We start from the raw sequence: 13,073 nt of genomic DNA, 5'->3' as shown, positions 1-13,073 counted from the left end.
ACGACGACGGCCCGTCGTCACGCCCGCTCCGTAACGTCGTCGTCGGCAACCCCGTGGGGGGCACGACGACGAAGGAGGACACGTGCGGTACGAGGTCGACAGCGATCGGGTCGCGCAGGCGAGCGCGGCGGTGAACGGTTCCGTGGCGGCGATCCGCTCCGAGGTGGGCGCGATGATGCGGCACCTGCAGGACCTGCAGTCCAGCTGGCACGGCGGCGCGGCGACGCAGTTCGCGGGCGTCATGGGCCAGTGGCAGGCCACGCAGACGCAGGTCGAGGCGGCGCTCGACGCCGTGACGGCGGCCCTGTCGTCGGCGTCGCGGACCTACGCGGACGCCGAGGCACAGGCGACGCGGCTCTTCGCGGCGCGCTGACCGGGCCGCAGCCGACCCGGGACGACGACGGGCCCCCACCCCGCAGGGTGAGGGCCCGTCGTCGAACCGTCAGGCTGACGGACTCCGGATCAGAAGTCCATGCCGCCCATGCCACCGTCACCGGCGGGCGCGGCCGAGGCCGGCTCCGGCTTGTCGGCCACGACGGCCTCGGTGGTGAGGAACAGCGCGGCGATCGACGCGGCGTTCTGCAGCGCGGAGCGCGTGACCTTGACCGGGTCGTTGACGCCCGCGGCCAGCAGGTCCTCGTACACGCCGGTCGCGGCGTTGAGGCCCTCGCCGGCGGGGAGGTTCTTGACCTTCTCCGCCACGACGCCGCCCTCGAGGCCGGCGTTGATCGCGATCTGCTTGAGCGGGGCCGAGATCGACGCGGCGACGATCTGCGCACCGGTCGCCTCGTCGCCCTCGAGCTCCAGCTTCGGGAACGCGGCGGCACCGGCCTGGATCAGCGCGACGCCACCACCGGCGACGATGCCCTCCTCGACCGCGGCCTTGGCGTTGCGGACGGCGTCCTCGATGCGGTGCTTGCGCTCCTTGAGCTCCACCTCGGTGGCCGCGCCGGCCTTGATGACGGCCACGCCGCCGGCCAGCTTGGCGAGGCGCTCCTGGAGCTTCTCGCGGTCGTAGTCCGAGTCCGACTTCTCGATCTCGGAGCGGATCTGGTTGACGCGGCCCGAGATGAGCTCGGCGTCGCCCGCACCCTCGACGATCGTGGTCTCGTCCTTGGTCACGACGACCTTGCGCGCCTGGCCCAGCAGGTCGAGGGTCGCGTTCTCCAGCTTGAGGCCCACCGTCTCGGTGATGACCTGGCCGCCGGTGAGGATCGCGATGTCCTGCAGCATGGCCTTGCGGCGGTCGCCGAAGCCCGGGGCCTTGACGGCGACGGACTTGAAGGTGCCGCGGATCTTGTTCAGCACGAGGGTGGCCAGGGCCTCGCCCTCGACGTCCTCGGCGATGATGAGCAGCGAGCGACCGGCCTTCATGACCTGGTCGAGCACCGGCAGCATGTCCTTGACGTTCGAGATCTTCGACTCGACGATCAGGACGTACGGGTCCTCGAGGACGGCCTCCTGGCGCTCCGGGTCCGTCTCGAAGTAGCGGGCGAGGAAGCCCTTGTCGAAGCGCATGCCCTCGGTGAGCTCGAGCTCGAGGCCGAACGTGTTCGACTCCTCGACCGTGATCACGCCCTCCTTGCCCACCTTGTCGAGGGCCTCGGCGATGAGCTCGCCGATGGAGGCGTCGCCGGCCGAGATGGCGGCCGTGGCGGCGATCTGGTCCTTGGTCTCGATCTCGACCGCGGCGTTGAGCAGCTGCTCGGTGACGGCCTCGACGGCCTTCTCGATGCCGCGCTTGACGGCGATCGGGTTGGCGCCGGCGGCGACGACGCGCAGGCCCTCGCGCACGAGCGCCTGGGCGAGCACGGTGGCGGTGGTGGTGCCGTCACCCGCGACGTCGTCGGTCTTCTTGGCGACCTCCTTGACGAGCTCCGCGCCGATCTTCTCGTACGGGTCGTCGAGCTCGATCTCCTTGGCGATGGAGACACCGTCGTTGGTGATCGTGGGGGCGCCCCACTTCTTGTCCAGGACGACGTTGCGACCCTTGGGGCCGAGCGTGACCTTCACGGTGTCGGCGAGCTGGTTGAGCCCGCGCTCCATGCTCCGACGAGCTTCCTCGTCGAACGCGATGATCTTGGCCATGGGGACTGATCCTCCGCTGGTGGCTGAGATGGCCGGCCGGCGCCCGCGACGGACGACCCACCCCGCGGCGTTCAGGTCACGCACGCGCGGAGGGTCTCACCGAACGACCCGAATGCTTCACCCGCGGCCCAGGAGCACGCCGCCCCGGGGGGCGGCTGTCACTCACAGGCCGAGAGTGCTAAGCCATTATTGGCACTCTCGGGTGGCGAGTGCAAGACGTTCGCCGAGGGCGTGCACCGCGCCCGGTCCGGTCAGGTACGACGAAGGCCGGCACCCCGGACGCGTCCCTGCGTCCTCGTGGTGCCGGCCTTCGTGACGACCTGCCGGTCGACGGCGTGGTCGACGGCGTGGTCAGAGCGGGCGGACCTGCTCGGCCTGCGGACCCTTCTGCCCCTGGCCGACCTCGAACTCGACGCCCTGCCCCTCGTCCAGGGTGCGGTACCCGTCGGTCTGGATGGCGCTGTAGTGGACGAACAGGTCCTGCCCGCCCGCGGTCGGGGTGATGAACCCGTACCCCTTCTCCGCGTTGAACCACTTGACGGTGCCCTGGGCCATGTACCTCTCCTCGTGCTTCTCGGCCGCGGGGCAGGCACCCCACGGTGAACGGGAGCCTAGTAGCGGCGATCACGGCAAGGGAAGCACCGATGTCCGGAATGTCGGCATGCGAGATGCCGACATCCCGGGTGTGCGGCGCCGATCAGCCGACGGGCGACTTGAGGACCACCCACACGGCCTGCTCGCTCGCCGTGACGTCGTCGGACTGCTGCACGTTCGCCGGGTCGACGCCGAGCGCCTCCGCGACGGCGCTGGCGGTGTCCGCGCGGTCCGCGCCGTACAGGACGGTGGTGTCGGCGTAGGCACCGGCGAGCTCGACCGGGGCGTTCACGGCGTCGTCCGCGCTGACATCGGCGAACCCGCCGTCGCCCGTGAGGACGCCCTGTCCCGCGGCGGCCTGGCCGGCGCCCGCGCCGTCGTTGTAGACGGTCACCGCGGCCGCGAGGTTCGCCGCGGCCGGGTCGCCGGGCAGCTCGGTGGCGGCCTCCTCGGACTCGCCGTCGGTCGGCTCCTCCGAGGCGGCGTCGCCCTCCTCGCCGTCGGCCGGGGCCTCCTCGCCCTCCGCGGGAGCGTCCTCGGACGCGTTGGCCTCGGGCTCCTCGGCGCCCGCACCGGCGGACTGCTCGGCCGCGGGGGGCGCGGCCGGCTCGCCGTCGTCGGACAGGAAGGAGACGATGCCGACCGCGAGGCCGCCGCACACGACCACGATCAGCAGGAACGGCCACACCGAGCTCCACCCGCTGCGCGGCTCGCGATGCACACCGACCGGCGTGCCCTCGGGCCCGCGGACGTCGAACTCGTCGGGCGGGTAGGGGTAATGGCTCTTGCTCACGGCGGACAGGGTAGCCGCTCCGGGTGGCCGCCCGTCCAGGAGGCTCTCAGCGAGCCCGGGCCCGCCCGGCCAGTTCCGGTCACGGGGGCGTCGTCGGCCCCGCCGTTCAGCCCTGGCCGTCGGAGAGGCGCCGCGCCGAGCGTGCGCGTTGGCGCGTGGAGCGCATGCGGCGCAGCCGCTTGACGAGCATCGGGTCGTGCGCGAGCGCCGCCGGGGTGTCGATGAGGGCGTTCAGCACCTGGTAGTACCGCGTCGCGGACAGCCCGAACAGCTCGCGCACCGCCTGCTCCTTCGCCCCGGCGTACTTCCACCACTGCCGCTCGAAGGCGAGGATCTCGCGGTCACGGTCGGAGAGGTCGTCGTCCGCCGGCGCCGCGGTGGGTGCCGCGGACGCCCCGGTCGCCGTCGCGCCCGACGCCTCCGGGTCCGGTTGGACCTCCTGGACCAGGATCTCGCTCATGGCGTCCCAGTATGGCGCGTCCGCGCGCCCGCCCCGACGACGTCGCCCCGCGCGCCGCGATCCCGCGACCGTGCACCGTCCGGGAGCTGTCAGGACGAGCGCCCGGGATATCGCACGCTCGTCCTGACAACCGGGCGGGCGGGTGCGCTAGCGTCGCGGCGTGGACACCCCGACGACGAGCAGCCCCGGCACGACGACGCAGGAGCGACCGCCGCTCGACCAGGTCATGGCCCCCGACTGGGCGGCCGCGCTGACCGACGTCGAGCCGCAGATCCACGCGATGGGCGACTTCCTGCGCGCGGAGCTCGCCGCCGGCCGCACGTACCTGCCCGAGGGCCCGAACATCTTCGCCGCGTTCTCCCGCCCGCTCGCCGACGTGCGCGTCCTCGTCGTCGGCCAGGACCCCTACCCCACCCCCGGGCACCCGATGGGGCTGTCGTTCTCCGTGCAGCCGGACGTGCGCCCCGTCCCGAAGTCGCTGGTGAACATCTACACCGAGCTCGCGGACGACGTCGGCGTCCCCACGCCGTCGAACGGCGACCTGCGCCCCTGGGCCGACCAGGGGGTCATGCTCCTCAACCGGGTGCTGACCGTGCGGCCCGGCACCCCGGCGTCGCACCGCGGCAAGGGGTGGGAGCAGATCACCGAGGCCGCGATCAAGGCGCTCGTCGCCCGCGGCGGCCCGCTCGTCGCGATCCTCTGGGGCCGCGACGCCGCGTCGCTCAAGCCCTGGCTGGGCGACGTGCCGACCGTCGAGAGCGCGCACCCCAGCCCGCTGTCCGCGTACCGCGGCTTCTTCGGCTCGCGCCCGTTCTCCCGCGTCAACGCGCTGCTCGAGGCGCAGGGCGGCGCACCGGTGGACTGGCACTTGGCCTGACGACGAGGGACGAGCACGAGGCGCGGGGCACGGTCGGGCTTCGTCGCCCCGGGCGCCCCACCGCCGCGCGAGGAGCACAATGGCGGACGTGACCACGCAGGCCCCCACCCCGACCCCTGACGGCACGACCCCCGGCGACGCCCCCGCCACCGCTCCCCCGTGGTCGCGCTACGTCGCGATCGGGGACTCGTTCAGCGAGGGCCTGTGGGACCCGTACCCGTTCGACGACGGCACGCCGGCCCCGGCGGGCACGGAGTCGGTCGCGAAGCAGCGCGGCTGGGCCGACCGGCTCGCCGGCTCGCTGTCGGCCCGCCGCACCGCCGCCGGTGCGCCGGGCCTGGAGTACGCCAACCTCGCGATCCGCGGCCGCCTGCTGCGGCACATCCTGGCCGAGCAGCTCGACGTCGCGCTGGCGATGCGCCCGGACCTGGTGTCGTTCGTCGGCGGGGGGAACGACATCCTGCGCCCGCAGGCCGACGTCGACGTGCTGTCCGCGCAGCTCGAGGAGGGCGTCGCCAAGCTCCGGGCCGCGGGCGCCGACGTCCTGCTCGGCACGGGCTTCAAGGCGGGCGCCGGCCTGAGCTGGACCCGCGGGCGCGTGGGCCAGTACAACGCGAACATCTGGACCATCGCGCGCAAGCACGGCGCGCACGTGCTGGACCTGTGGGGCCTCGACCCGCTGTTCGACCTGCGCATGTGGGCCGATGACCGCATCCACCTCACGCCCGAGGGGCACCGCCGCGTCGCCGACGCCGCGCTCGTCGGCCTCGGGCTGGAGCCCGACGACGCCGACTACGCCGTCGCGCTCGACCCCCTGCCCCCGGCGGCGTTCGTCGAGCGGGCCCGCGCCAACGCGCAGTGGGCGCGCACGCACGTCGTCCCCTGGGTGCAGCGGCGGATCAAGCACACGTCCAGCGGCGACGGCCGGGCACCGAAGTGGGGCGAGCCCGCCGCGTGGCCCCCGGCGGACGACGCTCGGTAGCCGCACGCGGACGACGACGGGGCGGACGGTGGCCCGGGCCACCGTCCGCCCCGTCGTCGTGGGTGGAGCCGCCTGTCGGATTCGAACCGACGACCTTCCGTTTACAAGACGGGAGCTCTACCAGCTGAGCTAAGGCGGCGGGAGCGCGGCACAGCCTACCGGTGCGGGCAGGCCGTGCCGCGCGTCAGATCAGCTGCCCGCGGAGGTCGCGGCCTGCTTCAGGGCGCCCGGCGTGCCCCAGCCGTCGAAGCGCTCACCGTCGACCACCACGGTCGGCGTCCCGAAGGACCCGGACTGCGGGTTCTGCAGCGCCTCGTCCGCGGTGGCCTCCTGCGTGGCGGAGTGGACGTACTGCCCGAACGTCTGGCGGGCGGTGCCGTCCTCGATGGCGGACGCGACGTCCGCCGGCGCGCCGGCCTCCTCGGCGTACGACGCGAGCTGCTCGTCCGACAGGCCCTCGGTGTTCTCGGCCGGCTGGTTGGTGAACAGCGCCGCGTGGAACGCGGGGAACGCCTCGGGGGCCTTGTCGGCGACGTAGGCCGCCGCGGCGCCGGAGCGCGTCGAGTAGTCCGTGCCGGCGGACAGCCGGTCGAGGATCGAGACCGGGTGGTAGACGACGGTCGCGTCCCCGGCCCCGACCATCTCGTCGATGTCGGCGGCGTTGACCTGCTCGAACTGGCCGCACACGGGGCACATGTAGTCGAGGTACACGTCGATGACGGGCGCGTCGTCGTTGGTCGTCCCTGCCGCGTTGTCGGCGCCGACCGGGATGCCGCCGTTCTCCTGCGCCGTGACGGGCTTGGTCACCTGCGCCAGGGGGACGTCGTCGACGTCGTTCTTCGCGCCCTGCTGCAGGATCATCCAGACCACGACACCGAGCGCGACGAGCGCGGCGGCGAGCACGGACAGGGTGATGATCCGGTTGCGTCGGTCGCGCTGCTGCTCCTTCTCACGCAGGGCCAGCGCCTCGGCGCGCGCCGCGTCGCGGCGCTGCGCCTTCGTCATGTTCGGGTTCTTCGTCGACATCGTGTCCTCGAGGATCTCGGGGGTCGGACGGCGCGGCAGCGCCGGACGGGGCGAAGCCTACCCGCGGCACCTGGACGTTCCCCGGGAGCGTCCTGCCGGGCCGGCCGACGTCAGCGCCGAGGAGTCAGGGGATCTCGGGCGGACCGCTGAGGGGCCACCACTCGATCGTCGGGTCGGAGAGCACAGGTGCGACGAGGATCACGGTCAGCACCAGGCAGAGGCCGACCACGACGGCGGCCCCGACGCGGCCCGGCGCGATCTTGCCCAGGATGATGCGCCCGCCCTCGCGGGCGGTGCCGCCCGCCGGCCCGAACCACGTGGCGAGCAGCGCGACGACCATCACGCCGGCGAGGACGCCGTTGAACACGATGTCCTCGTTCATCCCGCCCTGGGAGCGCGCCTCGAGGTCCCCGCGCGGCAGGAGGATGAGGTGGCCGGCCCCGAACAGCCACCAGCCGGCCAGCAGCGTCAGCAGCCCCGCGCACGCGCCGACCAGCACCGCGGGGATCGACCCGAGGATGCCCAGCAGCGCGTGCCAGGGGAACAGCAGCGTGCCGACCAGCCCGTCGGAGCGGCGCACGCCCTTGTGCTCGCGGCGCGTGTGCAGCCGGTCGCCCGACGTCGCGACCGCCCGGCACACGAGGACGAGCACGACGAGCGCGCCGAACCCGATGAGCGGGCGCGTGGCGGCGAGGGCGACCAGCGGCAGCGCGACGGCGACGGCGGTCCCGGTGCGCCGGCGGTGCACAGGGCGCTCGTACGGGCCCGGGGGCTCGGGCGGCAGCTCCTCGACCAGCTGGTCGTAGCCCTTGTAGCGGACGTCGCCGACCGGGATCGCGCGCGTGGCGCCGTCCTGCGCCTGCAGCCGGTCGCGCTCCAGCGCGGTCATCGTCTGCGTGGGGTCGTCGGCGTCGACCGGCGTCGCCACGGTGGGACGGTCCGGTGCGACGGGCGGCGGGGGCGGCGGGCCGCCCTGCGGCATGCCCGGCCCGCTGCCGGGGGCGACGGGGACGGCGCCCGTCGGGGGGTAGGACGCCGGGGCCGCGGCGGCCGCGACGGCCTGCGTGGGCAGGCCCACCCGCTGCGTCTCGTCGGGCTGCACGATCCGCTGCGTCGCGTCGGGCCCGGCCCAGGGGTCGGGGGCGCCGCCCAGGGCGTCGTCGAGGTCCCGGCGCAGGGCGCGGGCCACCTCGGTGGGCCCCCAGCGACGCGCCGGATCGGCCTGGAGCGCGCCGGCGAGCGCCCGCGCCGTGCGGGCCGGCAGGCCGTGCAGGTCGGGCCGCCCCTCCCGCGAGCGCCGCAGCACCAGCTCGGTGGGCCGGACGCCGAACGGCGACCGGCCGGTGGCGGCGAACGACAGCAGCGCCGCCCAGCTCCACCAGTCGGTCTCGGCGACGGGAGCGCCGCCGTCGAGCAGCTCGGGCGCGATGTAGCCGGGGGTCCCCATGACGAACCCCGCGGACGTGGTGCGGGTGTCGCCCGGGCCCTGCGCGATACCGAAGTCGATGAGCACCGGCCCCTCGGCGGTGATCATCACGTTCGAGGGCTTGAGGTCGCGGTGCACGACGCCCGCGTCGTGCACCGCCTCGAGCGCGGCGGCGAGCTGGTCGGCGAGCGAGAAGACGTCGGCGGCGTCGAGCGGGCCGCGCTCGTCCACCTCCTCCTCGAGCGTGACGCCGTCCACCAGCTCCGTCACGACGAACGCGTACGGGCCCTCCAGCTCGGCGTCGAGCACCTGCGCGACGGCGGGGTGCCGCAGCCGTTGCAGCGCCGCGGCCTCGCGCCGCAGCCGCTCGCGCCCGGCGGGGTCGGCGTCGACGTGCGCGTGCAGCACCTTGAGCGCCACCCGGGCGCCACCGCCGTCGACCGCCTCGTAGACGGCGCCCATCGCGCCGCTGCCGAGCGGTCGCACCACGGTGTACCCGCCGACCTCGGCTCCCTCGGCGAGCCCGCCGTCGCGGGTGCGGGGAAGGCGCGGCGCACGGTCCGGCGCGCCGTCGCCGTACGGCCCGGAGACCGCGGGGGCACCAGGGGCACCAGGGGCACCAGGGGCACCAGGGGCACCAGGGGCACCAGGGGCACCAGGGGCACCAGGGGCACCAGGGGCACCAGGGGCACCGCCGTCGTGCGCGGCCGACGGGGGCCCCGGCACCGGGTTCCGCCCCGGGACCTGCATCGCGTCGACCTCGCCCATGGGGCACACCGTAGCCGCCCCCACCCCCCGGGGCGCGCCGTGCCGCGCGGGTCCGCGCCAGGTCACGGCGGCATCGGGGCCGGGTCACGTCGCGGGCCGGCACGGGTCACGGCGTCGGTCACGGCGTGGCTCGCCGAGCCGCCCGGTCCCCTCCGGCGGCGCGGGCGGGGAGTGTGACGTCGGTCCGCGCCGGGGCGAGGCCGGTGCCCCCTCGGTACCCTGTCCGGGGAGGACGTTGTCCCATGGAGTCCTTGATGGATTCCTGCCAGAACTCGTGGAGAGAGGTCCCTTGACAGGCAAAGGTTCGTCAAGCAGCCAGCGTCGGAAGGGCGACGGGTACGACCTCGTCGTCGTCGCCAACCGACTCCCTGTCGACTTCACGGTCGACGCCGACGGCGGGGTGGACTGGCAGCGCTCCCCCGGCGGCCTGGTCACCGCCCTCGAGCCGGTGATGCGCGAGGCGGAGGGCGCCTGGGTCGGCTGGTCCGGCGCCCCCGACCTCGAGCACGCGCCCTTCGAGGCCGACGGCATGCTCCTGGTGCCGGTCTCCCTCAGCCAGGGCGACATCGAGCGGTACTACGAGGGGTTCTCCAACGACACCCTCTGGCCGCTGTACCACGACGTCATCTCCCCGCCGACGTACCACCGCCAGTGGTGGGACGCCTACCGCCGCGTGAACCGCCGGTTCGCCGAGGCCGCGGCCGAGCAGGCGGCCGAGAACGCGGTCGTGTGGGTGCACGACTACCAGCTCCAGCTGGTGCCGAAGATGCTCCGCGACCTGCGTCCGGACCTGCGGATCGGGTTCTTCGACCACATCCCGTTCCCCGCGGTGGAGCTGTTCCAGCAGCTGCCGTGGCGCACCCAGATCGTCGAGGGCCTGCTCGGCGCCGACCTCATCGGCTTCCAGCGCGGCGGCGACGCGTCGAACTTCGTGCGCTCCGTGCGCCGCCTCACGAAGCACACCACCCGCGGGCCGATCATCACGGTCGCGGAGGAGGACGGCCGCCCCGCGCGGCACGTGCGGGCCGCGGCCTTCCCCATCTCGATCGACTCCCACCACTTCGACGCGCTGGCCCGCGAGCCGGAGGTGCAGGCCCGCGCGAAGGAGATCCGCGCCGACCTCGGCGACCCGAAGGTCATGATGCTGGGCGTCGACCGCCTCGACTACACCAAGGGCATCCGGCACCGCATCAAGGCGTACGGCGAGCTGCTGCAGGACGGCCGGCTCGACGTCGAGGGCGCGACGCTGGTGCAGGTCGCCAGCCCCAGCCGCGAGAACGTGGGGGCGTACCAGGACCTGCGCGAGCACGTCGAGGTCCTCGTGGGCCGCATCAACGGCGAGTTCGGCGAGCTCGGCCACTCCGCGATCCACTACCTGCACCACTCCTACCCGCCGGACGAGATGGCCGCGCTCTACCTGGCGGCCGACGTGATGCTCGTGACGTCGCTGCGCGACGGCATGAACCTCGTGGCGAAGGAGTACATCGCGGCGCGCTCGGACGAGCAGGGGGTGCTGGTCCTGAGCGAGTTCACGGGTGCTGCGGACGAGCTCGCGCCCGGGCCGCTGCTGGTCAACCCGCACGACATCGACGGGATGAAGGACACCATCGTCGCGGCGGCGCACATGCCCCCGCGCGAGCAGCGCCGCCGGATGCGCCGGCTGCGCCGCAAGGTCATGGCGGACGACGTCGCGAAGTGGTCCGAGACGTTCCTCGGCGTGCTCACGGCCATGCCTCCCCGGTCGAGCCACGTGTGAACGAGGACCTGCAGGAGGGGCGGGCGGGCACGGCCGACGACGCGCCCGCCGTGGCGGCCGTCATGGCGTTCGCCCGCCCGGCGGACGGGCCGCCGTCGCGCACGGCGCGGGTCGTCGCGCTCGACTTCGACGGCACGCTCGCGCCGCTGGTCGACGACCCGGCCGCGTCGCGCATGACGCCGGCCGCGCGGGCGGCGGTGGAGCGCCTCGCCGACCTGGCCGCCCGGCCGGTGCCGCCCGGGGGCGACGAGCTGCGGCTCGCCCTCGTCTCCGGACGCAACCTCACGGACCTGGCCGCCCGGTCGGGCGTCCCGGCCGGCACCTACCTGGTGGGGAGCCACGGCGCGGAGACCGGCCGCGTGGGCGCGCACGGTGTCGACGCGGTGCCGCTGCGCCTCACCGACGCGCAGGCCGACGCCCTGGAGCGGCTGCGCGAGGGGCTCCAGGACGCGATCGACGGGCGGCGCGGCGCCTGGGTGCAGGACAAGCCGAGCGCCGCCGTCCTGCACACCCGCCGGTGCGGGCCGGACGACGCGCGTGCGGCCGCCGCGGACGCCGACGCCGTGGCCGCGCGGCTGGGCCTGCACGCCATGCACGGCAAGGACGTGGTGGAGATCGCCGTCCTGCCCACCTCCAAGGGGGTCGCCCTCGACCGGCTGCGCGAGGAGCTGGAGGAGGGCGACGAGCACCTGCGCACGCGGGTGCTGTACGCCGGCGACGACACGACCGACGAGACCGCGTTCGAGGTGCTCCGGGCGGGCGACCTGGGCGTCAAGGTGGGCCCCGGGCGGACCCTCGCGTCCGAACGGGTGGACGACGCGGACGCGCTGGCCGCCCTCCTGGACCGCCTGGCGGACGCCCTCGAGGGCTGAGGACAGCCCTTTCCGGGCCCTCGCGAGGCCCTGACCTGGGCTGTGTCAGAACTCACGCCCGGGGCATGTACGATCATCCCGGCGCACCGGCTCCGCGGCCGTCCGGCCGAGCCCCCGGGGCGCACGACAACAGAATGTGTCACCGCCGACACGGCAGCGTGAAAGCAACGGCACCCACCCACAACGGATCGTCCGGCACGTACCTGCCGGTGGAGGGATTGCAACCATGGCTACGGTCACTTTCGACCACGCGACGCGGATCTACCCGGGCACCGAGCGCCCTGCGGTCGACCAGCTCAACCTGCACGTCGAGGACGGCGAGTTCCTCGTCCTCGTCGGCCCCTCGGGCTGCGGGAAGTCCACCTCGCTGCGCATGCTCGCCGGCCTGGAGGACGTCAACGGCGGCAGCATCCTCATCGGCGACCGCGACGTCACGGACGTCCAGCCGAAGGACCGCGACATCGCGATGGTGTTCCAGAACTACGCGCTGTACCCGCACATGTCGGTGGCGGACAACATGGGCTTCGCGCTGAAGATCGCCGGCACCCCCAAGGCCGAGATCCGCCAGCGTGTCGAGGAGGCCGCCAAGATCCTCGACCTCACCGAGTACCTCGACCGCAAGCCGAAGGCGCTCTCCGGTGGTCAGCGTCAGCGTGTCGCCATGGGCCGCGCCATCGTGCGTCAGCCGCAGGTGTTCCTCATGGACGAGCCGCTGTCGAACCTCGACGCCAAGCTCCGCGTGCAGACCCGTACGCAGATCGCGTCGCTCCAGCGCCGCCTGGGTGTCACGACCGTCTATGTGACGCACGACCAGACCGAGGCCCTCACCATGGGCGACCGCATCGCGGTGCTCAAGGACGGCCTGCTGCAGCAGGTCGGCACGCCCCGCGAGATGTACGACACCCCGGCGAACGTCTTCGTCGCCGGCTTCATCGGCTCGCCCGCGATGAACATCGCCACCTTCAAGGTGGACGACGGCATCGCGCACGTCGGCGCCGCGAAGGTGCCGCTGGAGCGGTCGGTCGTCGAGCAGATCACGGACGCCGACGGCGGCAAGATCACCATCGGCTTCCGCCCCGAGGCGCTCGACGTGGTCCCCGAGGCCACCGAGAACTCGATGCCCGTGTCGGTGAACCTCGTCGAGGAGCTCGGCTCGGACGCCTTCGTCTACGGCACCCTGGTGGGCCCCGCCGCCGAGGAGGCCGAGGTCCGCTCGGGCGCCGGCGACAACCAGGTGATCGTGCGCATCAACCCGCGCAACGTCCCCATGAAGGGCGACAAGATCTACGTGACGATCAAGCCGGGTCAGTCGCACCTCTTCTCGGCCGCGACGGGCAACCGCCTCAACTGAGCCTGAGACAGTGCACCGCCGAGGGGCGGGTCCGGCTGCTGCCGGGCCCGCCCCTCGTCGCGTACCCTGACGAGCCGGAG

At 73.8% G+C, this 13,073-nt stretch carries 12 protein-coding genes and 1 tRNA gene; 6 read left to right on the top strand and 7 right to left on the bottom strand.

Annotated elements, in window-relative coordinates; genetic code table 11:
* The first annotated feature begins 82 nt into the window (after positions 1 to 82).
* Complete coding sequence (locus tag ACH436_RS07120) at positions 83 to 373, top strand: WXG100 family type VII secretion target (RefSeq protein ID WP_430559493.1); 291 nt, start codon at positions 83 to 85, stop codon at positions 371 to 373.
* Between the two features lie 89 nt (positions 374 to 462).
* Here ACH436_RS07120 and groL read toward each other — a convergent pair whose 3' ends face one another.
* From groL to ACH436_RS07100, 4 genes are all read right to left on the bottom strand, one after another.
* The gene (gene groL / locus ACH436_RS07115) at positions 463 to 2,088 is read right to left on the bottom strand and encodes a chaperonin GroEL (protein ID WP_430559492.1); all 1,626 of its coding nucleotides are present in this window, start codon (positions 2,086 to 2,088) and stop codon (positions 463 to 465) included.
* A 351-nt stretch (positions 2,089 to 2,439) separates the two neighbouring features.
* Positions 2,440 to 2,643 carry a cold-shock protein gene (locus ACH436_RS07110; RefSeq protein ID WP_416344544.1) on the bottom strand — a complete coding sequence of 68 codons (204 nt, stop codon included), beginning with the start codon at positions 2,641 to 2,643 and terminating at the stop codon, positions 2,440 to 2,442.
* A gap of 142 nt (positions 2,644 to 2,785) precedes the next feature.
* Positions 2,786 to 3,475, bottom strand: coding sequence for a LytR C-terminal domain-containing protein (locus ACH436_RS07105; RefSeq protein ID WP_430559491.1), 690 nt, complete (start codon positions 3,473 to 3,475; stop codon positions 2,786 to 2,788).
* Between the two features lie 106 nt (positions 3,476 to 3,581).
* Positions 3,582 to 3,935 carry a DUF3263 domain-containing protein gene (locus ACH436_RS07100; RefSeq protein WP_430559490.1) on the bottom strand — a complete coding sequence of 118 codons (354 nt, stop codon included), beginning with the start codon at positions 3,933 to 3,935 and terminating at the stop codon, positions 3,582 to 3,584.
* Positions 3,936 to 4,161: 226 nt separating this feature from the next.
* Here ACH436_RS07100 and ACH436_RS07095 point away from each other — a divergent pair, with 226 nt between their 5' ends.
* A complete protein-coding gene (locus ACH436_RS07095; RefSeq protein WP_430559882.1) occupies positions 4,162 to 4,812 on the top strand; it encodes a uracil-DNA glycosylase in 651 nt (216 codons plus the stop codon).
* 79 nt (positions 4,813 to 4,891) lie between these two features.
* Positions 4,892 to 5,794 carry an SGNH/GDSL hydrolase family protein gene (locus tag ACH436_RS07090; protein ID WP_430559489.1) on the top strand — a complete coding sequence of 301 codons (903 nt, stop codon included), beginning with the start codon at positions 4,892 to 4,894 and terminating at the stop codon, positions 5,792 to 5,794.
* A gap of 63 nt (positions 5,795 to 5,857) precedes the next feature.
* On the opposite strand, the gene ACH436_RS07085 is transcribed toward ACH436_RS07090, so the two are convergent.
* The 3 genes from ACH436_RS07085 to ACH436_RS07075 all read right to left on the bottom strand — a co-directional run bounded on the left by ACH436_RS07085 (position 5,858) and on the right by ACH436_RS07075 (position 8,735).
* Positions 5,858 to 5,933, bottom strand: a tRNA-Thr gene (locus ACH436_RS07085).
* A gap of 50 nt (positions 5,934 to 5,983) precedes the next feature.
* Entirely contained in the window at positions 5,984 to 6,820 is an 837-nt protein-coding gene (locus tag ACH436_RS07080) for a DsbA family protein (protein WP_430559488.1), read from the bottom strand.
* 124 nt (positions 6,821 to 6,944) lie between these two features.
* Positions 6,945 to 8,735, bottom strand: coding sequence for a serine/threonine-protein kinase (locus ACH436_RS07075; protein ID WP_430559487.1), 1,791 nt, complete (start codon positions 8,733 to 8,735; stop codon positions 6,945 to 6,947).
* A 568-nt stretch (positions 8,736 to 9,303) separates the two neighbouring features.
* Here ACH436_RS07075 and ACH436_RS07070 point away from each other — a divergent pair.
* The 3 genes from ACH436_RS07070 (at position 9,304) to ACH436_RS07060 (ending at position 12,993) form a co-directional block, all read left to right on the top strand.
* Positions 9,304 to 10,770, top strand: a complete 1,467-nt coding sequence (locus tag ACH436_RS07070; RefSeq protein ID WP_430559486.1) for a trehalose-6-phosphate synthase — start codon at positions 9,304 to 9,306, stop codon at positions 10,768 to 10,770.
* Positions 10,767 to 11,642, top strand: a complete 876-nt coding sequence (gene otsB, locus ACH436_RS07065) for a trehalose-phosphatase (protein ID WP_430559485.1) — start codon at positions 10,767 to 10,769, stop codon at positions 11,640 to 11,642. Before ACH436_RS07070 ends, otsB begins: the two co-directional genes overlap by 4 nt.
* A 226-nt stretch (positions 11,643 to 11,868) precedes the next feature.
* Positions 11,869 to 12,993 (top strand): ABC transporter ATP-binding protein, encoded by a 1,125-nt coding sequence (locus tag ACH436_RS07060; protein WP_430559484.1) that lies wholly within the window; start codon positions 11,869 to 11,871, stop codon positions 12,991 to 12,993.
* The last annotated feature ends 80 nt before the right edge of the window (positions 12,994 to 13,073 follow it).

The organism is Isoptericola sp. NPDC019693 (assembly GCF_044389085.1).
GTDB lineage: Bacteria > Actinomycetota > Actinomycetes > Actinomycetales > Cellulomonadaceae > Isoptericola.
Note: the sequence above shows the minus strand (reverse complement) of the source record. Positions and strands in the feature narration are given on the sequence as shown.